This is a genomic window from Kribbella sandramycini, from assembly GCF_013131805.1.
In the GTDB taxonomy this organism is placed as follows: Bacteria; Actinomycetota; Actinomycetes; order Propionibacteriales; family Kribbellaceae; genus Kribbella; species Kribbella sandramycini.
In genome coordinates, this window is sequence record NZ_JABJRC010000002.1 from 498,638 (window position 1) to 521,083 (window position 22,446).

Annotated in this window: 19 protein-coding genes and 1 tRNA gene; 10 read left to right on the forward strand and 10 right to left on the reverse strand. The window is 65.8% G+C overall.

The window, feature by feature from the left end:
- Positions 1-310: 310 nt before the first annotated feature.
- Positions 311-538, reverse strand: a complete 228-nt coding sequence (locus HPO96_RS09795; protein ID WP_171673031.1) for a hypothetical protein — start codon at positions 536-538, stop codon at positions 311-313.
- 144 nt (positions 539-682) lie between these two features.
- Here HPO96_RS09795 and HPO96_RS39585 point away from each other — a divergent pair, with 144 nt between their 5' ends.
- Entirely contained in the window at positions 683-1,978 is a 1,296-nt protein-coding gene (locus HPO96_RS39585; protein ID WP_171673032.1) for a Shedu anti-phage system protein SduA domain-containing protein, read from the forward strand.
- Positions 1,979-2,188: 210 nt separating this feature from the next.
- On the opposite strand, the gene HPO96_RS09805 is transcribed toward HPO96_RS39585, so the two are convergent.
- From HPO96_RS09805 to fxlA, 6 genes are all read right to left on the reverse strand, one after another.
- Positions 2,189-4,057 carry a UvrD-helicase domain-containing protein gene (locus HPO96_RS09805; RefSeq protein ID WP_171673033.1) on the reverse strand — a complete coding sequence of 623 codons (1,869 nt, stop codon included), beginning with the start codon at positions 4,055-4,057 and terminating at the stop codon, positions 2,189-2,191.
- Positions 4,038-6,104 carry an ATP-dependent nuclease gene (locus HPO96_RS09810; protein WP_171673034.1) on the reverse strand — a complete coding sequence of 689 codons (2,067 nt, stop codon included), beginning with the start codon at positions 6,102-6,104 and terminating at the stop codon, positions 4,038-4,040. The genes HPO96_RS09805 and HPO96_RS09810 overlap by 20 nt, the downstream gene beginning before the upstream one ends.
- A 429-nt stretch (positions 6,105-6,533) precedes the next feature.
- Entirely contained in the window at positions 6,534-7,736 is a 1,203-nt protein-coding gene (gene fxlM, locus HPO96_RS09815) for a methyltransferase, FxLD system (RefSeq protein ID WP_171673035.1), read from the reverse strand.
- A gap of 82 nt (positions 7,737-7,818) precedes the next feature.
- Positions 7,819-8,970: a lanthionine synthetase C family protein gene (locus HPO96_RS09820; RefSeq protein WP_171673036.1), complete on the reverse strand. Its 1,152-nt coding sequence runs from the start codon at positions 8,968-8,970 to the stop codon at positions 7,819-7,821.
- Entirely contained in the window at positions 8,967-11,915 is a 2,949-nt protein-coding gene (locus HPO96_RS09825; RefSeq protein WP_171673037.1) for a lantibiotic dehydratase, read from the reverse strand. Before HPO96_RS09825 ends, HPO96_RS09820 begins: the two co-directional genes overlap by 4 nt.
- Before the next feature lie 163 nt (positions 11,916-12,078).
- Positions 12,079-12,222, reverse strand: a complete 144-nt coding sequence (gene fxlA / locus HPO96_RS09830) for an FxLD family lanthipeptide (protein WP_171673038.1) — start codon at positions 12,220-12,222, stop codon at positions 12,079-12,081.
- A 323-nt stretch (positions 12,223-12,545) separates the two neighbouring features.
- On the opposite strand from fxlA, the gene HPO96_RS09835 reads away from it, so the two are divergent.
- From HPO96_RS09835 to HPO96_RS09850, 4 genes are all read left to right on the forward strand, one after another.
- Positions 12,546-13,862 (forward strand): NsdA family TPR-like regulatory protein, encoded by a 1,317-nt coding sequence (locus HPO96_RS09835; RefSeq protein WP_337796569.1) that lies wholly within the window; start codon positions 12,546-12,548, stop codon positions 13,860-13,862.
- Positions 13,859-14,743: a phosphotransferase gene (locus HPO96_RS09840; RefSeq protein WP_171673039.1), complete on the forward strand. Its 885-nt coding sequence runs from the start codon at positions 13,859-13,861 to the stop codon at positions 14,741-14,743. The genes HPO96_RS09835 and HPO96_RS09840 overlap by 4 nt, the downstream gene beginning before the upstream one ends.
- A gap of 803 nt (positions 14,744-15,546) precedes the next feature.
- Positions 15,547-15,684, forward strand: a complete 138-nt coding sequence (locus tag HPO96_RS09845; RefSeq protein WP_171673040.1) for a hypothetical protein — start codon at positions 15,547-15,549, stop codon at positions 15,682-15,684.
- On the forward strand, positions 15,681-17,453 hold the full coding sequence (locus HPO96_RS09850) for a recombinase family protein (RefSeq protein ID WP_171673041.1): 1,773 nt from the start codon (positions 15,681-15,683) through the stop codon (positions 17,451-17,453). The genes HPO96_RS09845 and HPO96_RS09850 overlap by 4 nt, the downstream gene beginning before the upstream one ends.
- Here HPO96_RS09850 and HPO96_RS09855 read toward each other — a convergent pair.
- A tRNA-Leu gene (locus tag HPO96_RS09855) sits at positions 17,435-17,520 on the reverse strand. The genes HPO96_RS09850 and HPO96_RS09855 overlap by 19 nt on opposite strands.
- A 141-nt stretch (positions 17,521-17,661) precedes the next feature.
- Here HPO96_RS09855 and HPO96_RS09860 point away from each other — a divergent pair.
- Both HPO96_RS09860 and HPO96_RS09865 read left to right on the forward strand, forming a co-directional pair.
- Complete coding sequence (locus tag HPO96_RS09860) at positions 17,662-18,138, forward strand: VOC family protein (RefSeq protein WP_337796570.1); 477 nt, start codon at positions 17,662-17,664, stop codon at positions 18,136-18,138.
- Positions 18,139-18,153: 15 nt separating this feature from the next.
- Positions 18,154-19,479: a M20/M25/M40 family metallo-hydrolase gene (locus HPO96_RS09865; RefSeq protein ID WP_171673043.1), complete on the forward strand. Its 1,326-nt coding sequence runs from the start codon at positions 18,154-18,156 to the stop codon at positions 19,477-19,479.
- A gap of 24 nt (positions 19,480-19,503) precedes the next feature.
- On the opposite strand, the gene HPO96_RS09870 is transcribed toward HPO96_RS09865, so the two are convergent.
- The gene (locus HPO96_RS09870; RefSeq protein WP_171673044.1) at positions 19,504-19,869 is read right to left on the reverse strand and encodes a hypothetical protein; all 366 of its coding nucleotides are present in this window, start codon (positions 19,867-19,869) and stop codon (positions 19,504-19,506) included.
- Between the two features lie 63 nt (positions 19,870-19,932).
- Between HPO96_RS09870 and HPO96_RS09875 the strand changes: the two genes are divergently transcribed.
- Genes HPO96_RS09875 through HPO96_RS09885 form a run of 3 tightly spaced genes read left to right on the forward strand, consistent with a single transcriptional unit; the run spans position 19,933 to position 21,837 of the window.
- The gene (locus HPO96_RS09875) at positions 19,933-20,322 is read left to right on the forward strand and encodes a GntR family transcriptional regulator (RefSeq protein WP_171673045.1); all 390 of its coding nucleotides are present in this window, start codon (positions 19,933-19,935) and stop codon (positions 20,320-20,322) included.
- On the forward strand, positions 20,319-21,392 hold the full coding sequence (locus tag HPO96_RS09880; protein ID WP_171673046.1) for a DUF1648 domain-containing protein: 1,074 nt from the start codon (positions 20,319-20,321) through the stop codon (positions 21,390-21,392). The genes HPO96_RS09875 and HPO96_RS09880 overlap by 4 nt, the downstream gene beginning before the upstream one ends.
- Positions 21,393-21,405: 13 nt before the next feature.
- Positions 21,406-21,837 (forward strand): VOC family protein, encoded by a 432-nt coding sequence (locus tag HPO96_RS09885; RefSeq protein WP_171673047.1) that lies wholly within the window; start codon positions 21,406-21,408, stop codon positions 21,835-21,837.
- Here the strand turns inward: HPO96_RS09885 and HPO96_RS09890 are convergent.
- Positions 21,797-22,423, reverse strand: a complete 627-nt coding sequence (locus tag HPO96_RS09890; RefSeq protein ID WP_171673048.1) for a lysoplasmalogenase family protein — start codon at positions 22,421-22,423, stop codon at positions 21,797-21,799. The genes HPO96_RS09885 and HPO96_RS09890 overlap by 41 nt on opposite strands.
- Between the last annotated feature and the right edge of the window lie 23 nt (positions 22,424-22,446).

Here is a 22,446-nt window from a genome sequence, read left to right on the forward strand (position 1 = left end):
GTACTTGCGCATCCCTGTCGAGAGCTGCAGCTGCTATTCGGGCCCGCTCGGCATCGGCCCGTGCGGAGTGCGGCTATCACGTCTACCGGCGCTCGCGGTAGTTCAGTAAGCAGCCGAGGGAGGTCGCCGCCAGGCCTGCGGTTCGCAGGCAGCTGTACCAGACGGGGTCGAGGATTGCGGCGACGAGTGAGACGACGGCCAGCACGGCCGTGGTGATACCGACGATCAACAGCGGCCGCGGCCGGCCTCTCTGATCAGGGTGTTGGTGCGCATTCGTTGAATCTACTGACGAGCGGGGGCTTGCTCGGCGTCAGTTCTGGTCGGTCGGGTCCGAGCGTCGGCGACGGCCACGTTCGACGGCGATCCCCACAGCGATGCCCGGACCGACGAAGACGCTGGACAGCACGACGCCCCAGACCGACGACGGGAAGAACGACGGCACCAGTGCTCTGCCGATCAGCATCACCACGAATGCCACGCCGATACCCCACAACAGGAGAATCCACCACGGGGCCTTATACCTCAGGTAGTCGCGCATGACGACGTTATAGCCGAACCCAAGGTCAGGCCGGGGCCATGCCGAACGCCTGGGCTGGCTCCTGGTATGCGGCCGACTACCTGTCCGTTTGGTAGCCGTTCATCCCCGCGGTGCATTGACGCAGACTCTGGCACACTGAACCCGGTGGGACCTGAAGGCGACTCTTCCAAGACTGGTGACACCTTCTTCTTCGAGAGCCCCGCGGCTGTCACGGCGCGAGAGGAGTTCGTGAAGCCGCGGTCGCGAGTGTTCGTGATCGGTGGTCCGGCGACAGGTAAGACGATGTTGGCCAGGCACCTGGTCACGGCTACGGCACCTGAACCGGTACTGCTGGTGGCGGGCGCGGTCCGTTCGGTGGAGGACGTCCTCAGCGCAGTGGAAGCGGCCCTGCTAAGCCTGCCCGATCGACCGGTGATAGTTGACGGCTACGACGGACTGATCGGATGGGAAGACGCCCGCCTCTTGGATCGGCTCCTGGGTGTTACTGCCAGGTCCAGGCTGCTCATCACCGCGAGCCGGCCGCTGCCCGCCTTGTCCGGGCTGTTCACATTGGTCAGCTTCGGGCCTTGGCACCGTGACTTGGTGGCAGCTGCCATTTGGGAAAGGGCAGGTCGTCTGCGTCTGACGGAGAGCCCGGCAGCGTTGGCTGAGTTGTTGCGCAGGTTCGAGGTCGATTCTCCTCTCGCGGCGCTCGGCGCGATGGATTCGCTTGCAGCAGGTGGATTGGCTGCAGCGGAGAGCTGGTTGCGTACCGAGGCCGCCCGGGCGGAGCCAGAGCTTACGCTTGTCAGAAACTCTGACGGACGAATCGCAGTTACCAGGGTCGTTCGCATGCCGGAGACGCACTTTCCTGACGCGCTGACGGCCGTGCCACTGGTCACGCTGGGTAGGCGAGGACGCGCGTGGGCAAAGGAAATCTCGGAACTTGAGGTGCTCATCAATGATCCGTCCGTCCGGGAGCATGATCTGCAGGCGTTCTTCGAGGCGAACCCTCAGTTCCTCAGCGGTGTCGACTACGACCGTGTCGTTCCGCACCCGGTGCTGACTCGGGACGAAGGCGGACCGTTGATTCCTGACTTCATGCTGGAGGTGACCGGAGGTGCCGCCGACGTGCTCGACCTCAAGCTGCCGACCGCGCGACTGGTCACAGGTAGCCGCGACCGTCGACGGTTCGGCCGCGTGGTCCAGGACGCTCTGGCGCAAGTCCGCGAATACGGGGCCTATTTCGATCTTCCGGCCAATCGGCAGAGAGTTGCCGAGAGGTACGGGCTACAGGCCTACCGCCCGCAACTGACGGTGGTGATCGGACGGAGCTCTACATCTGATGATCCCCTCCACCTGCGCCGGTTGTGGAGCGAGATACCGCCGCGATCGAGGATTATGACGTACGACGAGCTGCTCGAGCGAGTGAAGCGGCTGGAACGAATGCGGTGGTTCTGAGTTCCGTGGCCTACTGACGTGTGTTCCTGGGGGCCTGTTACTGCTGTGCGAAGACTGCCTGGTGCCGACACCGGAGCAAAGGGGTTGATCGGCAGTACCGCATCTTGCTGGTACTTTCCGCGCTCCGGCCTCGTCGGATTCGCCGTCCCAACGCGCTCGATTCACTAACCGGCGTAGGCCCCGAATGCCATCGTTCCGAACCGACGGGATCTACGGTGTCTCGGCCCAGGTGTCGACGGTGTGGGCGCCGACGACCTGGTTGTCGTCGAGGAGGTGGGAGTGTCGGAGGGCGGCGGTGGCCTGGCTGACGTCGGCGGCGTACAGGACGATGGCGAGCGATTCAGTGGCGCGGGAGGCGCAAACGTAGAAGAGGCGCCGGGTTCTGTCGATCGTAGTTTCCTCGCCTCCTCTTCGGCGTTTGATGTCCGTCGGGGACGGGGGTCTGATGCCGAAGAGCTTGTCGTAGGAGAACTGGTTGTGCGTGCTCTCCTGATCGTCGAGGACGACTAGGACGTCGGGGAACTCGGTGCCTTTGACACCCTGCTGGGTCGAGTACGCCGACAGTTGGCCGACGTACTTCGCGTATCCGGCGAGTTCGGCTACGTCGCAGTCCAAATAGGCTGTCAGAGTCGCTCCTAGCTCATCGAGGTCTTCGGTCGGCGTATCGGCGTCCAGGTAGGGCGCCAGCCGGTCGTCGATCTCGATCAGGCCGCGGTCGCGGCTGATGCGCAGTGCCTGCCCGATCGTCCCCGGGCCGCCGGTTGTGAGGAGGGATGCTAGCTCCTCGATTCCAGTCGCGAGGCCTGTCAACGTATCGCCGACCGATGCTTGGCCGAGGGTTTCTGGTCGCAGTAACGGGCTGGACTTGCGTAGTATCGGGACGAGCGCCGGACGGTTGTCGATGGCGGCGGTGGCCAGCGGGAGCAGCACCCCGAGGAACGGGGTGAGCGGCCATGCCCGGCCCTCGTCGAAATCGTCGCTGAGCCGAGAGCTGTGGAACACCGTATACAGGTTGCCGAAGGCGAGCCGGCGCGCGGCCATTCGGTGCGTGGTGACGAGAATCTTGGTGCGATCGTCCTGCCAGGCCCCGGTAGTGGAGCGCGCCGCCAGCCAGGCGCGGGCCCGGTTAAGGCGCTCGATCCGCTGATCGTCGGCCGGGAAGACGAAGAAGGTCACCTCGCCGTCGCGCTGCCGGTCCGCGCTGAGACCTGTGCGCTGGACGAGATCGTCGCCGCCCGCGCGGATGGTGTTGATGACGTCGAGGACGCGGCGCGGTGATCTGAAGTTCTCCGGTTTCTCGACCTGGTGCCAGTCCGCTTCGAGTCTGATGTCGCCCGCGCCCTGGAGGTAGATCCGCTGCATCGGATCGCCGAAGAAGCCGAGGCAGAACCGCTCCCGCTCCTGGACGGCGATATGGCGTAGGCATTTGACCACCTCGGGGAAAGTGTCCTGGCTCTCGTCGACGAACACCAGTGGGAATCGGCGGGCGACGATCCGGCTGAGCAGCGGCTTGGTCTGAATCAGCTCCGGAACCATCTTGAGGATGTCGTCGTGGCCGACGACGCCGTCCGCGTAGTTCCGGCCGACGCCGTACCGGAAGCGGGTGACGCCGTCGAGCTTGTCGACGCCGTGCTCCAGCCGCCGGATCTTTCCCATCAGCTCTCGCCGTCTCTTCGTCCCGGTCCCGGGACCAAGTCCAGCGAGTTCGTCGCGTAGTTCCCGCAGCCGGCGGGGACCGTAGGAGGCGGCCCAGGTTCGGATGTCGTTCTGGAACGGCGCGATCAGGCTCCAGAGGAAGCTGTGGATGGTCGAGACGTGTGCGACTGGGTTGAGCGCGAGATCCGCTTCGATCTCCTGCGTTGCAATCTCCGTGTAGGTCACGCACGCGACCTGCCGGCAGGTCGCGAGGAAGTCGGCGCCGCGCGCGGTGATCGCGGCGTCCAGGGCCTTGACCAAGGACGTCGTCTTGCCTGACCCGGCGCCGGCGATCATCGTGAAACCTGAGATCTGTGGATCGCCGATGATGTCCCTGACTGCGCGGTCGGCGTCCGTGTCGGGGTTAAGGAGCCTGCGGCTCATCGGTGGCCTCCGGGAGCTGCGGCTCGGTGGCGTCCCGCAGGGCGTCGAGCTCGTCGGCGAGCCAGATCAGTCCCTCGACGATGTACGGCGGGCACACCCAGTCGTCGTCGAGGTCGATCAGGCGTAGCGCGAACTCGGTCTTGTCGAGATCGCGGACCTTGTCGAAGATCGCTGTGAGCAAGGTCTCCAGGTTCGCTTGCTCAGCAGGCTCGGCGGCCAGCTCGTAGGCTGCGTTGGCTGGGTCCTGGGACCAGTCGAGGTTCTCGTAGATGAAGGCCTCTTCGAAGGTTCGGCCGGCGATGGTCTTCTTCGTTCCCTTCCATTCGATGTCGGTCGCGGTCTGATAGGTGACGCGAACGACGGCCTGGCCGGTGATGATTTTCTCCTCGGGGGGCGCCGCGAGGAGGTCGTCGACCGCCTTCTTGCCGGGGACCCAGTTCCGAAGGGTCGGGTTCGAGGTCCTCGCGTCCTTGGTGTCGCTCCGGCAGGCGGTGCCGTACCTGCCGATAACGCTGTCGAGGTCCGTGATGATCAGGCAATGCAGTTTGAGGAAGTCGATCAGCTCGCGGAACTTGTGCGCGAACGCTCCGCCCAGCTCGAGGATCGTCAGATGAGAGGTCTCCAGGCGGGAGCACTTGCGGTTGATGAGCAGGGGGAGCAGGAGGCGCTCGACGTTGCCCTCGACGAGGATCGCGGCGTCGGCGAAGAACAGGTCGCAGTGGGTGAGCTTGAGGTACTGGAGCAGGAAGTCGCGGGTGGCGGGGTGGTCGCCGTAGAAGACCGACAGATCGCGGACCTCGCTGTGCTGGAAGGTGTTCTTCGTGCCGAGGCGGGCGAAGTACCGGATGGCGGTGAAGTCGTCGTAGACGATGTGCGGCGAGTGCGTCGTCAGGACGAACTGGGTGCCGAGACCGTCCGGCGCGTCGGCGACGATGGTCGCGAGTTGTTTGACGAACACCTGCTGCAACTGGACGTGCAGGTGTGCCTCCGGCTCTTCGATCAGCATGAGATGTACCGGTGGCCGGGCGTTCTCGGTCTCGAGCCGCGCGCGGTGCGCGGCGAGGATTTGCACCACCATGTAGACGAGGTTCTTGAAGCCGAGCCCGTTGTACCGGTCCGGCAGCGTCAGCGCCGACTTGTCGCCCTCGTCGACTGGGGCGCCGGGCACGAGGTAGTGCACCTGGGCGCCGGACTTGATCAGACCTTCCTGCCCCAGCTCGGACCTGATCGTGAGCGTCGGATCTGTGACGCCGGGGTAGCCCAGGTGGTTCAGGTGCTCCAAGATGGGTTTGAAGACCGTGCTGTAGTGATCGTTGAGGTGCCGCTCGGAGTCGCTCAGAGCGCGGAGCGCATCTGCGTCGGGCGCGGGCTTTTCCAGGTAGCTGTCGTAGAACCGGCCGAGGGTCTTCGACAGGTCTTCGTCCCGGCCGCGCCGGTCGGAGTCCGACAGGTAGCGCTGGGCGTGGACGGCGTCGACGAGCAGGATGCCGGCCAGGATCGAGCGGCCGTTGTCGAGCCGGTACGGCGTCGCATCGGCGTTGCGCGCGTCGAGCTTGTAGTGCGCTATGTGGTACTCGGAGTGAAGCCGCCGGCGGAGGTAGTCGTAGAGGCTCTTGGGCCAGTGGCCCGCGTCGGACTCCGCGGGCTTCGCCTCGAAGTACTTCTTGTGCAATTCGGCGGGATCTTTGGGTTCGTACCGCAGGCGGATGCCGACCCGGTCGGTCTGGCGCCAGTCGAGGTCGGGCAGCAGGTCGACCACGCGATGCAGGTGCTCGTCGCCGACCGTGAACCACAGGTCGAGCTCGATCACCGGCAGCTGGGTCGACTCGTCGGTCGGGTCGAAGGAGCCGAACTCGGCCCAGCAGCCGGCGCTGAAGTCGTGGATCGCGAAGCGCGGCGTGCGGTCGGTGAAGAGCTGCAGGATGTGCATCGCAGAGGTCTTGCCGCTGTTGTTGGCGCCCACCAGCACCGTGGTGCCTTGCGCGAGATCGACGTGAACGTCCCGCAGCCTGCGAAAATTCCGGACGTCGAACGAGTGCAACTCCATCAAATTCTCCATCGCCTGCACAACGAGGCTGGAATTATGCGCACGGTTCTCGTGAAATGCCAAGAGGAAGTCCCGTATCGGCTATTTTGTCGGGGTTTCTTTCGGGCGTGATGTCGCATTCGAGCCGAGGTCGAACCAGACCGGTGGGGTCTTCGGTAGCACTAGTGTCGGCAAGGTAATCACCTCAGGTACCGGATCGTGAGGCAAGCGCCAGTCCGGCAATCACCAGGAACCCGGCCGCGATTCCAGGCCAGCCTCACGGTGAGTCAGCTCAGATGTCGCCTGAGCAAGCCACAGAGCCAAATCTGGTCGATAACGCCTCTCGAAGAACCTCCTGCAGACACACCTTGATAGTGACTTCCCGGCTCCGATTGATTCGCTGTGTGGCTCCGTCGTTCTGGGGGCAGCCGCACGCCAGCAAAACGCTGGTCAGGGCATCCTGGCCAGGAGACGCGATTCGGTCTTCTCGATCAGTTGAACGTTCAGGTCCTGACCGTTCTCGCCAGCTGGCCGCGCGCAGGATGCGCGCACTAGCGGCTGTGCTTCGCGGTCCTGGTTCCAGACCTCAATCTCGTCGCAGAGACGCCTGGCCAGGTCTTTGCCGTGTGGTCCGTGTCCGACGGCGCCGAGCTCATGCCTACCTGCTGCGATTTTCCTGATGGCGAGGTAGGCCAGACTGGCGTCTTCGACCAGGGCTGGGCTGCGGCTGGGGATGGCGGGGGTGCAGAGGTCAGTGTCGATGGCGGCGTGGTCGGTGGCGAGTCTGCATACGCGGTTGTCTTGAGCCGTGAGGCGTAGCCAGATGCCGTCGAAGGGTTCCTGCGGGCCGACGAGGACGTCTGACCAGACGGTTTCCTTGGGCTGATCGAGCACGCCTGTCAACTGCGAGGGATCGATCGTTTGGTCGGCGTCCCAGTACAGGGAGACGAGGCCGTTGGGGTCGATGGTGCCGGTGCGTTCGCCTTCTTGTCCGATCATTGGGACGAAGCCGCAGAGTTGCATGGAGTCGGAGACGAGGGCGTCGTCGCTTCGGTTGAACGCGACGCTGCGGGTTTGGCCTCGCCAGCGGAGTGGGACGACGAGTCGGCCGTTGAGGGCTAGTTGTTCCCAGAGGGCTGGGGGGAGGTCCCAGGCGCCGACGGTGAAGATGATTCGGTCGTAGGGGGCGTTTTCGGGGGCGGCGAGGGCGCCGTCTCGGGTGATGACGTGGACTTGTTGATTGCCGGTGGCGTCTAGGGCGCGGCGGGCGCCGTCGGTGACTTCGGGGTCGATGTCGACTGTGGTGACCTTGCCGGTGGGGCCGGTTAGGTGGGTTAGGAGGGCGGCGTTGTATCCGGTGCCGGCGCCGATTTCGAGGATGCGGTGGCCGGGTTGGACTTGGAGTTGGTCGAGCATCATGGCGACGATGGTGGGGACGGAGGCGCAGCTGAGGGCGGAGCCGTCGGTGGCGCGTTTGGTGATGACTGCGATGTCGGCGTAGGCGTCTTCGAGGGTGGCTTCGGGGACGAAGGCGTGGCGGGGGACGGTGCGCAGCGCTTGTTCGACTGCGGGGGTTGTGGCGTGGCCGGCTGCTTTGATTTGGTCGACCATGGCCGCGCGCAGGGTCTCCGGGGTGTTGGTGATGGTGGTCATTGGTTCCTTTCGTGGAGCCCGGGCCTTTGATGGGCGGCGGGGTGATCGTAGTTGGGCGGCCCGACAGTTTCGGAGCTTGCGCTCAGCTGCTGAGGAGGAGGCAGGCGTCCCAGGCCTGCATGGCGTTAGTCGTTGACATGGCGGATAGCTGGACCAGCTGAATGCCGGTGCTGCCCTCTAGAAGCTCGGGCCGATGCTGGGACGTCCGAGACTCGACGAGGATCTCCTGACGGCGTCGCAGGTCGGGTAGCTGTCTGGTCAGCGGACCACCAGGGGCGGCGTCGTCAGCGGCTCGGATGGTTGCTTGTAGGAGTCCTGACCAGCCGTGGCACAGCGTCGTGTCGCCGAGTTGGGCATGCTGTATGTCGTCGGTGACGCAGTTGAGTAAGGCGGTCTCCGCGCGGTGCTGGCGGGTGCGATCGGCTAATGCCAGTCCGGCTAGTTGCTGTGCGCGGGCTATCCCCGGAGTGCCGTAGCACCACGATGGGCGCTGCGGGCCCGCTTGTTGGAGCTGGTCCGAGTCGTGCTCGTGTTTGGTGATCGTTCCAGGCCACCAGGTGTCTTGCTGCCAGTGGTCGAGCCAGGAGCAGATGGTTTGGATCGCGTCAGTTTGTCCGGGGATGAGGTGGCCGTGTTGTGCGGCGATTGATAGGAGGGCGAGAGGGCCTGAGATGCCGTGCGCGATGCCTAGGTTGCCGTGGCCGCCCGGCCAGGAGGTTGATGGGTGATCCGCGGTGTCGTTGGCGGTCCACCAGCCAGGCAGGTCCCGCACGGGTTCGCAGAGGCGGACGAGGTATCGGAGGATCGCGTCGAGGAGTTCGCCTCCGTGATGGCGACGGAGCTGGTAGACGCCGAGTCCGGTCAGGCCGCTGATGAGGTCGAACTCGCGTAGCGCAGGCAGTTGTCGGCCATCGATGCGTTGATGGGCGCGGCGGAGTCGTTCTCGGGTGAGGCCGTCGATGTGACAGTCGAGGGTCCGGAGGGCCGGCCTGTACGTCGGCTGGTCGGCTGCAGTCAGGACATAGGCAACAGCTGGGGCACCCTCGAATAGGCTGTTCATGAGGTGCGCCGCGACAGGTGTGTTGGTCATCCTCATGATCTGTTCGTGCGCTCTGGCCCAGCTGCCTTGGTCGGTCCGTGCTTGTTCGACTGCGAGCAACGCCTGGCCGGCCAGGCCGCGTCCTAGGGAGTGTCGGGAAGCGCCGCTCGCAAGTTGCTGTGCCGTTGTCGTCATCGGGCTGCTCCTGTCTTTTGGGCTTTCCAGGTGACAGCGGCCTGCCGGGCGAGGCGTCGGCACACGGCTTCGCCCTCGCGATCGATGCCGATTGCCCGGTTGTGGTGCATGTGCAGGAGCGATTCGAGGACGTCGTTGAGCCGCGCTTCGCCAGGCAGATGGTGACGGTAGGTCGCCAGGGCGGCGGCACGGCGGTCCCAGGCGGCGGTGAGCTGGCCGTTCCAGCCGGGGATGCTGTGGGGGAGGCCGTTCCAGGCGAGCGCCACGACGGTTGCGGTGTGGGACCGTCCGGCGACTGCGTCGATTGGTGGTCGGTTGTTCGTGAGCCAAGAACAGGCAGCGGCCAGGTCACCGAAGAAGCCCGAGAGAGTTCCCAGCATGTTGAGTGCCGTGAGAGCGGAGGGATCGATCAGGGCGGTGGGGAGGTGACGCAACTGTGTCGCGACAAGGCACGAGTCGGTGACGAAGACTGCTTCGGCGGCGTGCATTGCGTCGCCCCGGCCGTAGCGGCCGTGCTCCGGGTAGTAGGTGTCGATGACTAGGCGGCCGATCTTGCCTTGGGCTCTGAGGTGATCTGCCCAGGCGCTGGATTTCACGAGCAGCTTCGCGCTGTGCTCGGGGCTTTGTACTCGGAGGCGTAGTCGGAGGTGATCGGTCTCGCGCGGGCTGCGGTATCGCGCGAACCAGTACTCGGGCTGGCCGACGGCGTCCAGCAGGCAGGGGAGCTCGGCCGCGATCAGCTGAGTCAGCTGCTCGGGGTGGCTGTGGAGTTTGAGGTAGAGCCATCGCGCGTCGGCGGACATGGCCAGCTGCCCATGATCGCGTTTCGTGATGATGCCGCCGTTGGCTGCAGTTGGTGGCGCTGAGGCTGGCCGGGTCGTCTTCAACGGTACGGCGATGTCGTGCGGGTGCCGGGCGATCCAACCGAGATCGCCAGCCTCAGCTGTTTCAGTGAGGACGACGAAACCGTCCTTCCTGAGCAGGTGGCGAACGATCGCAACGTGAGCCGGCTCGGTCAGGGTGAGCGGCAGCGAGCGGTCGGCGTCCTGCAGTTCGACTGTCGCTGGGCACCCCCATCGTTGGCGCCAGTCTTCCAACCAGGTGACTTCATCGTTTGAGGACGCGAAATCGTCGAGAGTGAGCCTCCAGGTGGCTGGCGACAGGATCGCTCGTCGGTAGCGCACTCGCGGAAGGTAAGGGAGCTGCTGAGCGGCAGGTCCCCAGTCGAAGCGATGCCAGGATGCGCCGAGGCCGTGTGAAAGGTGAGCGAGCAGGCGCGCGAGCGGCGGTGACTGCTTCTCGATGGCCAGTGCGTGAAACGTCTGTGGCTCGACGACTCGTCGTTGCGAGATGCTGATCAGATAGAGATTGTCCCGGGTGGCTGTCACTGCCAGATCGCTGAGCGGGATTACGCCGCCGTCGACTGGGCGATGCTCGCCGAGTGAGAGCACGTGCGGAAGGTAGGCGGGTACTCGGCTGATGTTCTCGGCGTGAGCGAATATTGGCGGGCAGGAAAGCTGGACTGGCAGGGCACCGTCGACGCTGGTGGGGACGCCTCGGTAGGCATCGCGGAGGTCGGCCTCTGGTGCCAGGTATGCCAATCGAGACGTGAATGTTCCAGCAGATCGGCCTGGATGAACGAGCAGGGTGTAGTCCCCGCGATCGAGTGCATCCACCGACTTAGCGCGGATCTGAGCGGCTAGCTCGACGTGTGGCGGGATTCGCCTCTCGACGGACGGGTCGCCTACTGCGAGGCTTTGAATGACTTGATCGTTGAGCACGATCTCCCGGCAGCCGTCGGCCATCGCGCCCCAGGCCAGTGCAAGCAGCCGTTCATCTCTCTCGGAAGGGCCGCTGGAGTTGGCGGTCGCCGTGCTGCCGGGATAGGTGGCGGGCAGGCCTAGACCTGTCTCGGGATTGACGACGTCGATGAGCGGAACCAGTGCGTTGATGCCATAGCGGTCGCAGAAGGCGGTGTAGTAGTCGCGCCAGACCACCGATCCGGTCGGTTGACGAGTCAGTCGGATCAGTGCGGTGGCCGCGTGACTCATCTCGACTGCGACGTGCTCTGGGATCTGTACGTCGCAGTCCAGGCGAAGGTCAGCTGCCAACGGCGTACGTCCTGCACGAGACAGCCGGTGCATTCGTACGCCGAGTTCGCTGCGGATGGTTGCCTTTGTTCCGCCGCCGGTGTCGGCGCAGTTGTGACGCGCGATCTCGGCCGCGATCACCTGGAGGCTGCTCACTGTCGTGGAGGCCGCGGAGCTTGGATTTGGCTCAGCCTTGAGCGCTTCCCGGATGACATGGCCAAGCGGATCGCTGATCGTCATCGGTGCTCGAAGACTGGTGATGAGGAAGCCCTGCATCACCAGGTCAGCCATCAGATCCCGGATCTTCGACTCAGATACGCCTGCGAACCTCTCACGCAACCTGTTGATCAGGGCAACGAAGGGGACAGGCGACTGGCAGAGGTCCTGAACTGCCTGCACCGGCTGGGTGCGTCGGATCAGGATTCGCGTCGTGCCGTGTGGTAGGTCGAGGTCGTCGCCGCGTTGGGCGGCAAGGTTCGTAAAGACAACGTCGAGACGATCGAGTAGATCTGGGTCACGCTCCAGCTGACCGACCACGTCACCGAGCCATTGGGCGTCTGGCCGGATGTGTGCTTGGTGTTCTGATCCGCACCGCATAGAGGTACGGATGCCGATGCCGGCCGGGGCAATGCCGGCGAAGAGGCCGAACGGCATCTGCCGACCGGTGAGCCGGAGGAGGTAGCGGACGACGGACAGCGCAGCGCGGCGCACCTGCTTGTCGGAGTACTCAGCGCCGGAACAGATGGCGTCCACTTGCTCTGCCAGGCCAGAGCTGGCGTGCCGGACGGCGAGCGCTAGAGACGAATCGGGCCACACCTCCTGTAGCCATGAGCGGCAGTCGTCGATGTCGGTCAACTCAGGCCAGCGAGTGGGACGAGCGTCGAGAGAGGCAGCAGTTGCACGCAACAAGGCGGCACCGCTGTGGCGGTACAAGAGGCCGCTATCGGCTTGGGCCATCTGTCCTCCGGTCGGGATGTCGGATGAGGGGCCGGTGCGACCGGCCCCTCGGGGGATGACGTCAGACGTTGCTGGCGCAGCTGGACGCGCAGGAGGCTGCGCAGCCGTCGTCGGTGTTGCAGCCGGCGTTCGCCTCCGGAACGACGTCAGTGACCACGCGGACGTCCAGTTCGAACTCGGAGTCGAGCGACTGATTCAGATCCATTTCGATTCCTTTCGGTTGGTGATGGAGCGGCTGGCGCAGGACGGACTCGCTTGCACGCCCCGCGCCAGCCGGACTCAGGGGTGGGCCTCAGCTACGGCCGGAGGTCATAGGTCTCGGACCTCCCGATCGATGTCGCAGAGCATGCCGATCCACAGGGCGCCCGCTAGGAGCGTGAGGAGCCATGTACTCGCTGTCATGGCGAACACGATTCCGGTAGGGCGAGGTACCGAGAAGGGATGTTTGCGGGGAGGAGAGCGGGAGGAATTGGGGAGGATCCGCACATCCGGGTGCTGTGCCGTCACTGTCTGTGGCACGATCGTCGGGTGACGGAGGCGAACGACCAGCTTCGCCACGCGCGTGAGCGTGTGGAGTCGCCTCGTGCCCCTGGGCAGTCGGCGTCTCGTCAGGATCTGGCCGAGATGGTCAACGAGTGGATCTGGCGGCAGCGTGGCCGCCATACCGATGTTGACGCAAACTACATCGGCAAGCTCGAACGGGGATTGATTCGGAGCCCTCAGGACGACTATCGCGCGGCGCTGAGGGCGATCACCGGCGTGCGGACCGACCCTGAGCTCGGGTTTCGGGTCCGGCGCCACTCGTCCTCACCGGTGGAGAATGTGGACCGAAAAGAGTTCCTCCGAGCGGTTGTTGGCGTGGGTGCTGCGGTGTCCGCGGCACCGCTGCTGGAGTTGCTGAGTCCAGATCAACCCACGCCGGTGCCGAACGTGGTCACTCAGGCAGATATCGATGGCGTCCGTACAGCGGCGCGTGTCTTCGGGTCGTGGGACAACCACCACGGCGGCGGTCTCGCACGGGAAGCGGTCGTTGCCCAGCTGCGTCATTCGGCCGAGATGCTGGACTCTCGGTGCCCTGAGAAGCTGCGAGGCGAGTTGTTCGCCGCCGTCGGCTTTCTTGGTCACGTCTGCGCGATGATGGCGTTCGACGCGTACGCCCACGATGACGCTCGGCGGATGTTCCGCTTCACGCAGGCCTGTGCCGATGAGGCCGGCGACTGGAACCTCCGCGCGAAGTCGCTGTCCTCCATGGCCCGGCAGGCGATCTGGTGCGGTGACCCGGATCAAGGCCTGACGTTGACCGAGCTGGCTCTCGTGCGTGCCGATCGTCTGACGGCAACCGAGCGTGCCATGCTCCTAGCTGCGCGTGCGCGCGCCTTGGCGAAGATGGGGAGAGCCGAGGAGACGCTGCGGACGGTGGGGCTGGCAGACGAGCAGTTCACGCGTGCCGATCCCGCGAACGACCCTGATTGGATGCGGTACTACGACCAGGCTCAGCATCTCGGCGACACTGGTCACGCCTTGTGGGATCTCGCCGTCCGCCAGGGTGAAGCGAAGCAGGAGGCAGCATCTCGCCTGGCGAGTGCGGTTGCGGGGCACACCGAAACCTACGTGCGATCGCGCGCAATGAGCGGGATCAAGTTGGCCTCGCTCACCATGACCGTCGGTGATCCGCAGGAGGCAGCGGTGATCGGCGCGCAGGCTTTGAAGGATGCGCAGTCTCTGCGCTCGCGCCGGGCCGCCGACGATCTGCGGGATCTCGCCCATCGTGCCAGCGTCCACGAGCCGGTCGCTGAGGTCGCGGAGCTTCGGCACGGCATCCGCCTGGCGGTGGCCGCCTCGTGACCGGTTCGGCGGCCGAGATCGTTCTCAAACAGGCGTGTGCGCAGGTTGGGATTCCGTCAGCTGACGCCGAGCCGCTGAGGCTCGGTGAGAACGCCATCTTTCGGTTGCCCGGGCGCGTTGTCGTGCGGATCGGACGGGCCGGGCAGGTCGGCGCCGCGCGGAACGAGGTCGCGGTTTCGCGCTGGCTTGCTGAGGTCGGCGTACGGGCTGTCGAGGTGCTAGACGAGGTGGCCCAGCCGGTAGAGATCGACGGCGCGCCTGTGACGTTTTGGCACGAATTGCCCGAGCATCGCCATGGGACGCCGCGCGAGGTGGCGACGGTGCTGAAGCGGCTGCACGCGAGTCCGTTGCCGTCAGCGTTTGAGCTCCCGCCAGTTGCTCCTTTTGTCCGCCTGGTCGAGCGCATCGACGGTGCCGCCACGCTCTCGGCGGACGACCGGGCGTGGCTTCGGCACCAGTTGTCTCGGCTCCGCGAGGCCTTTGACGGCCTTCCGGACGGCCTCCCGCGAGCCGCGATTCATGGTGATGCCTGGGCGGGGAATGTCGTCGTTGCCGCTGACGGGCCGATCCTGCTCGACCTGGAGCGGTTCTCGGTTGGGCCGCCCGAATGGGATCTGGTCAGCACGGCAGTACGGCTCAGCACCTTCGGCACGATGACGGCCGAAGAGTACGCCGGCTTCGTCGAGAGTTACAGTCACGACGTTCTCGAGTGGGACGGCTTCGAGGTGCTACGAGACATCCGGGAACTCCGAGTGACTTGCTACGCCGCACAACGTGCCACCGAGAATCCAGCACTTCGATCCGAGGCGTCCTTGCGCGTGGCCTGCTTGCGTGGACTGCGCGGTGAACGACCTTGGACGGACTGGAAACCGCTCACCTGAGGCCAAGCCGCGGCCGGTCTCGTGTGCACAGACGAACCGCTCGTCGTGCAGGGTGGTGAAGGACCAGTTCCTATCTCCTCCCGGTGGCTAGGTAGTCAAGACTGAGCTATTGCGGCGTAGAGAACAGCCTCAGCTGCTGCCGAAGGGCGGCGTTGGTTTGGCGGAGTTCTGCTGCTTGGGACTCGAGGCGAACGACCTCTGCGCGTAGGCCCGCGACCAGCTTTGCGGTGGTTTCGGTGTCAGCGGATTGGCGCTTTCGAAGGGTTCGCCAGCGGTGGAGACGGCAGAGATCTGAGCAGAAGCGTCGGTCGGATCTGGTCATTTCGAAGTGCGTCGAACACTGTTCGCAGACGTTGGAGCGGTAGCTGGTGTTGGCGACTTCTTGTGGCTGCGGCGTATCCATATCTACTTCAACGGCTGGGCTCATACGGGTTGGGATAGCCGTTTCAGGAAGCTGAAACTCCTTAAGTGCCAGAAGTGTGACGAGATTTCTTCTGCGCGAAGCTCGGAAAGTTGCCTTCGACATCCGTTGAGCTGCCACAACCTCGCACGGGCCATCCGGGGTAGCGAGGCTGGCAGCAGACGGAGGAGATGAGATGGGCGGCAGGGCGATCTGGGTCGTCGGTGCATCGCGGAGCTCATGGCCGCGTGCCGAAGCGATTGTCGGAAGGCAGGAAGCCGGAGCGGCCGACGGTCGGTGGGCGATGACCGCGTTGAGCCGGTACACGCTGCTTGGAGCGCTCTCCTGTACACGAGGCCCAATCGAGGCCGGCCACGGTGCTGAGAGCGATGTGGAGCCGTCGGTGGACGTGCAGGTGCCTGACGCGGCGCCGGGGATGACGCCGGCTGTCGCGCGGGTGCTGCGGCGGATCCTTGGCCGGCTTGTTGAGGCCAAGCGTCGGGCGGACGGCGCGGCGGGATCGGAGATGGAGGCTTCATGAGTACTTCGGATGACGCGTGGGCGACGTTGGATGAGTTGCTGGGGATGGAGGCGTTGGCGGCTGAGGCTGGCTCGGGTGGGGGAGTTGGCCGGTTGTCGTTCTATGGGCGGTGTTCGACGGAGGACAACCAGGATCCGGCGACGTCGAAGGCGTGGCAGTTGGGGGAAGCGGCTCGGTTTGTGGAGCCGTTGGGTGGGGAGATCGTGGCGGAGTACTTCGATATTGGGCAGTCGCGGTCGTTGCCTTGGGAGCGGCGGGATGAGGCGAGTCGGGTGTTGAGGGCGCTGAAGGATCCGGGGCGAGGGTGGGATGGGCTGGTGGTGGGGGAGGCGACTCGGTGTTGGTTCAGTAATCAGTTCAGCTTGACGTGGCCGAAGTTTGATCGGTTCGGGGTGTCGTTGTGGATTCCGAGTCTTGGGGGCCGGTTCGATCCGGAGAACACGGTGCATGACATGGCGATGACGATTACGGGTGGGTTGTCGAAGTCGGAGCGGCAGCATGTGCAGAAGCGGGTGCGGGCTGCGATGGCGGCGCAGGTGTTGATTGATGGGCGGTTTCAGGGTGGGCGGGCGCCGTACGGGTATCGGGTGGTGGATGGCGGGCCGCATCCGCATCCGAAGAAGGCGGCGGAGGGGCAGCGGTTGCGGGTGATGGTTGTTGATGAGCTCGCGGCGGCCGTCGTGCGGCGGATCTTCGGGATGTATCTCGACGGATGGGGGCGGAAGGCGATTGCTGAGCAGTTGAATCGGGAGGGTGTGCCGTGTCCGTCGGCGCATGCGCCGGATCAGAATCGGCATCGGATCATGGATGGGTGGCAGCACAGCACGATCGCGGCCGTGCTCGAGAATCCGCGGTACACGGGGTACGCGATTTATGGTCGGTGGCAGAAGGTTGAGGAGCTGCTGGACGCCGATGATGTTGCCGCGGGCTACGTTGTGAAGTTTCGGCGGTCGCCGCAGGCGAAGATCGTGCGGTCGCGGAATCCGGCGCATCCGGAGGTTGTGTCGGTGGAGATGTTCACGGCTGCTGAGTTGGAGAAGCGGCGGCGTCGGGTGGGCGGGCAGAAGGGCTGGTCTAGTCAGCCGCGGCGGCCGGCTCCGAGGGGGCGGACCTACGTCCTACGGGGACGGATTACTTGCTCGATCTGCAGCCGTCGGTTCGAGGGGGCGGCGCGGCGTGCGGAGACGATTTACTACCGGTGCAATGCGCGGACGTTGGTGCCGGGGTCGGCGGTGGCGTTGGCGCATCCTCGGCAGATCTATTTGCGTGAGGATGCGGTGGTGCCGGCGCTCAATCGGTGGGTCGGGACGTTGTTCGATCCGTTGCATCGGGAGGCGACGATTGACGCGCTTCTGGTCGATGGTGAGCCTGAGAGTGATCGGGGTGCTTATGTCGAGGAACTCCGCGGGCGTGTCCGTGCGGCGAAGGTCACTATGGATCGGGCCCGGAAAGCGCTGGAAGCGGGGTGGGATCCGGCGGAATTGCGGGATCAGTACAACGCGGCGGCTGCGGAGAAGCAGGTTGCGGAGCGGGCGCTGGCTGCGGTGCCGGATCGTGAGGTGCTGAATCGTGATCAACTGGTGACGTATGTCGAGGAGCTGGGGGATGTGGGGCGGGCGCTCGACGCTGCTGATCCGGCGGAGCTGAGTGAGTTGTACGAAGCGCTGAAACTGGGCCTTACATACAACTACGCCGACCAGACGGTCGGCGTAGAGATTGATCCGCTTGCGGATCGTGTGGCTAAGTATCGTGTCCGAGGGGGGACTTGAACCCCCACGCCCCGTAAAGGGCACTAGCACCTCAAGCTAGCGCGTCTGCCTATTCCGCCACCCGGACAGGTGGTCTGCGCCTCAGTGGCGCCGACCGGAGAACAGTAGCAAAGAACGTGGGTGGAATTCACATCGGGGGGTGGGGGGTGTGTGATGGGGGTGGTTCGAAGTTCAAGGAGAGGGGTTGGGTGGCGTGGGGACTGTTGATGTGGCAGCTATTGAGGCGGAGCGGGTGCGGTTGCGGGGGGAGTACTTGGGGGCGGGGCGGGCGGGGACGACGGCTCGGGGGTTGCATCATGTGGCGGTGTTGTGTGCGGATGTCGAGCGGACGATCCGGTTCTATCAGGGGGTGCTGGGGTTTCCGTTGACGGAGATCGTGGGGAATCGGGACTACGCGGGGTCGAGTCACTTCTTCTTCGACATCGGGAACGGGAACCTGCTGGCGTTCTTCGACTTTCCGGGGCTGGAGCTGGGGCCGTACGCGGAGGTGCTGGGCGGGTTGCACCATCTGGCGATCTCGGTGGAGCCGGAGCGGTGGGTGGAGCTGAAGGGGCGGCTGGACGCGGCGGGGGTGGAGTACCTGGAGGAGAGTGGGACGTCGATCTACTTCCGGGACCCGGACGGTGCACGGGTGGAGCTGATCTCGGACCCGTTGGGGGAGATGTACGGGCTGAGCGTGCTCTGAGGGAGGATGGGCGGTATGACGACTTCGACCGAGCGCCCGTCGTACGCCGCCGATGCCGAGGTGGTGGAGCTGTGCAGTGAGCTGATCCGCATCGACACCACGAACTACGGCAACGGGAAGAGCGTCGGCGAGCGGGGTGCGGCGGAGTACGTCGCGGCGAAGCTCGACGAGGTCGGGATCGAGTCGACGATCTACGAGTCGGAGCCGGGCCGGGCGACCCTGGTGGCGCACTGGGAGGGTGAGGACCAGAGCGCCGATCCGCTGCTGGTGCACGGGCATCTGGACGTCGTGCCGGCCGACCCGAAGGACTGGAAGGTCGACCCGTTCGCGGGGGAGATCTTCGACGGGTGCGTGTGGGGCCGCGGCGCGGTCGACATGAAGGACTTCGATGCGATGGTGCTGTCCGTCGTGCGGGCGCGTCAGCGGGCCGGGGTGAAGCCGCGGCGTCCGGTGCGGCTGGTGTTCACGGCCGACGAGGAGGCCGGCGGCGTGTACGGCGCCCAGTGGCTGATCAACAACCACCCGGAGACGGTCGCCGACTGCACCGAGGGAATCGGCGAGGTCGGCGGGTTCTCGATCACGGTCAAGGACGATCTGCGGCTGTACCTGATCGAGACGGCCGAGAAGGGCATGAACTGGATGCGCCTCAAGGCTCGCGGGACGGCGGGCCACGGGTCGATGATCAACACCGACAACGCCGTCACCAACCTGGTTGAGGCGGTGACGCGGATCGGCGGGCACGAGTGGCCGCTGCGGATCACGCCGACCGTGCGGGAGTTCCTGAACACGCTGGAGGAGGTCCTCGAGGTCGAGCTGGACCCCGAGGACATGACCGAGACACTTGCCAAGCTGGGCAGCTTCAGCCGGATGTTCGGCGCGACCATCCGCAACACGGCCAACCCGACGATGCTGAACGCCGGCTACAAGGTGAACGTCATCCCGGGTGAGGCCGAGGCGCACGTCGACGGGCGTTTCCTGCCGGGGTTCGAGGACGAGTTCCACGCGACGATCGACGAATTGCTCGGCGACAAGGTCACCCGGGAGAGCGTCGTCACCGATATCGCACTCGAGACCGAGTTCAGCGGTGGCCTGGTCGAGGCGATGAAGGCCTGCCTCGCCGCCGAGGACCCGCAGAGCCGGACGGCGCCCTTGCTCATGTCCGGCGGCACCGACGCCAAGTCGTGGAGCCGCCTCGGCGTCCGCTGCTTCGGCTTCGTGCCGCTGCAACTGCCGCCGGAGCTCGACTTCATGGGCATGTTCCACGGCATCGACGAGCGCGTCCCCACGGCGTCCCTCGAGTTCGGCTCCCGCGTCCTCGACCGGTTCCTCGACCAAGCCTGACGCTGCTCCCCTCCCACGCCGCTGTCACATCCTGGCCGGGCTGGCGACCCGCTGCGCCAACTCGGCCGCCCGCGGCGTGCTGATCAGCAGCTCGTCGAAACCGTGGCCTGTCGCGGCCCGATCGATGCGGACACGCAGCGCCGGCGTCTGGCGGCGCACGGACACAAGCTGCCGGTGCTCGGTGCCGAGGCCCCAAATACCGATCTTGAGCACGCCGCTGATCAGGAGGCCCGTCCGGCCGCCGCGCGCGTGGCTCACGGGCCGCTCGAGCACGGCCACCTCGCGGACGGCGGTCAGCGGTACGAGCACCTCGCCGCGCCAAGTGGCGAGCCGCTCCAGCAGGGAGAACCGGACCCGCATCTCGTGCCTGTCGATGTCGACTCGCGCCATCTTCGATCACCCTTCCATCTGCGCCAGCTGTTATAGCAATACTATAACAGCTAGCATCAGGGGGTGCTGATCACACTCGATCTCTTCAGCGAGGTGCCGATCTACCAGCAGATCCGCGACCGGGTCGTGGAGGCGGTGGCGGACGGCGTCCTGCGCGAAGGCAGCCAGTTGCCGTCGACCCGGCAGCTCGGGGTCGACCTCGGGATCAACTTCCACACCGTGAACAAGGCGTACGACCTGCTCCGCACGGAGGGTGTGATCCTGGTGAACCGCAAGAGCGGCGCGATCGTCCGGCGGGACGCGAGCTCCGGCCCGCCGGAGCCGGAGTACGCCGACGAGTGGCAGAGCAGGCTGCGTACGCTGCTCGCCGAAGCGGTTGTCCAGGGCCTGCCGCCGAGTGAGGTGACGGCTCGCAGCAACGCTCTGCTCGGCTCGTTCACGTCAGCATCATGACGACTGTCGCGCTGGTCCTGCTCCTGGTCGCAGCTGCGTGGTCGGCGCCCGTGCTGGCCCGGCCGACGCTGCCCTTCGGCGTCCGGGTGCCGCGCGAGCGAGCAAGCGACGTGGCGATCCGCAGGGTTCGCCGTCGCTACAGCCATGGCGTGCTGAGCGCTGGAGTGCTCTCTGGTCTCGCGCTGGTAGTAGTCCCGGCGCGTGTCGTCCTGCCGGTGCTGGCCGGCGCACTGCTCCTGATCGGATACCACGCGCACCGTTCCGTCGCGGTCGCGAAGAGAGCAGGTGACTGGTACGCCGGGCTCCGCCAAGCCGTCTCGGCCGACTCGTCCCTGCGCACCGACCCGGTCCGACCGCCGTGGCTCATGCTGCTGCCGGCCGTGCTGATCGCACTGGCCACTGCCGTGGTCGGCATCAGGCGGTACGACGCTCTGCCGCCCACCCTGCCAACTCCGAACGGTCTGGTCGTCGATGCCGGCGTGCGCTCGTCCACCACGGTCACCTTCGCTTTCGCCACGGTGACGGCGCAGCTACTCGTCCTCGTCCTGGTCGCTCTCCTGCTCCTCGCCCTCCCGAGGTCACGCCCCGAGTTGGACGCAGAACAACCGGCCACCTCGGCCGTCCGCTACCGCGAGTACCTCACTCGCCTGTGCCGCCTGCTCGTGCTTTCCGCCGCCTGCGCCAACGCGAGCCTGCTGGTCGCGTCACTGCAGGTCTGGGAGATCGCTCGGCCCAACCTCGCCGTGACCTTCCTCAGCTATCTTCCACTCGGCGTTGCGCTCGTTGCCTGGGCCTTGTTCGCGTTCCGCGCCGGGGATGCCGGCAACCGGCTCGCTGGTCCGGCCGAGGAGAGCAGCGGCTACGTCCAGCGCGACGACGACAGTGCCTGGCACTTGGCGGGCATGGTCTACCTGAACCGGGCAGACCCCGCCGTACTCGTGCACCGTCGCGTCGGCACGTACTACACGCTGAACCTGGGCAACCCGATCAGCTGGCTCGTCCTCGCCGCGGCCGCAGCAGTCTCCGTCCTGGCCGGGACGGGCGTCATTGAGCTGCCGCGTCGCGGCTGACTACGATGCGTTCATGACCATCCTCGAGTCGCCGATTCCCCGGTTCCACCTGGCCATGCCGGTTGACGATCTGGATGCCGCGCGGGTGTTCTACGGCGAGGTGCTGGGGCTCGAGCAGGGGCGTAGTTCGGAGAGCTGGATCGACTGGAACCTGTTCGGGCACCAGTTCGTGACGCATCTGGCGGGGGAGCGGGCGCAGCGGATTCACAACCCGGTGGACGGGCACGACGTGCCGGTGCCGCATTTCGGGTGTGTGCTGACGGTCGAGAGGTTTCAGGAGTTCGCCGCCCGGCTCAAGGCCGCGGGGACGGCGTTCGTGATCGAGCCGTACGTGCGGTTCGAGGGGCAGGTCGGGGAGCAGTGGACGATGTTCTTCCTCGATCCGGCCGGGAACGCGCTGGAGTTCAAGGCGTTCGCGGACGACGCTCAGGTGTTCGCGAGCTAGTCAGGAAGTACTGGCCGGCGGCGTACGTCGACATCGTCAGGGCGCTGCGGCCGTGGAAGTCACGGCCGGACATCCGGTAGGCGATGAGGGCGTCGGAGATCAGGAAGAGCAGGCCGCCGAGGCCGGCCCGGGGGCTGTGCCAGCGCGACACGACAGCGGTTGCCGTCAGCAACAAGGCGTACGCCGCGACCGGGAGCCGCTGGTTGCCGAGGCCGGGCGACAAGGCCGCGATCAGAGCGGCCCAGAGAGCGGCGTACGCGGCCAGAACACGCCAGTCGCGCGCGGTCGACCGACCCGCGAAGAACGCGAGATAGCAAGCGTGGGCGGCGGCGAAGGCTGCGATACCGGCGAGCTCGAAACGGGTCTCGAGCAGGAGGTCACCGGCGGCCGACGCGAGGAGCGCGGCCTGCAGGAGCGGGTGGGCCTGCCGCGATCGGGTCCAGGAGAGCAGCAACGGCATGAGCGAGAACTTGCTGGCTTCGCGGAGGAACTTGACGTCGAGGGCGACGGCGGCGACCTGCACCGCCGTCGCGCTCCAGTACGCCGTCAACCGCCGCCGGTCGCTCGCCAGGCGCCTCAGGTTCATGGCGCCGAGTCTGCCGCACCGGC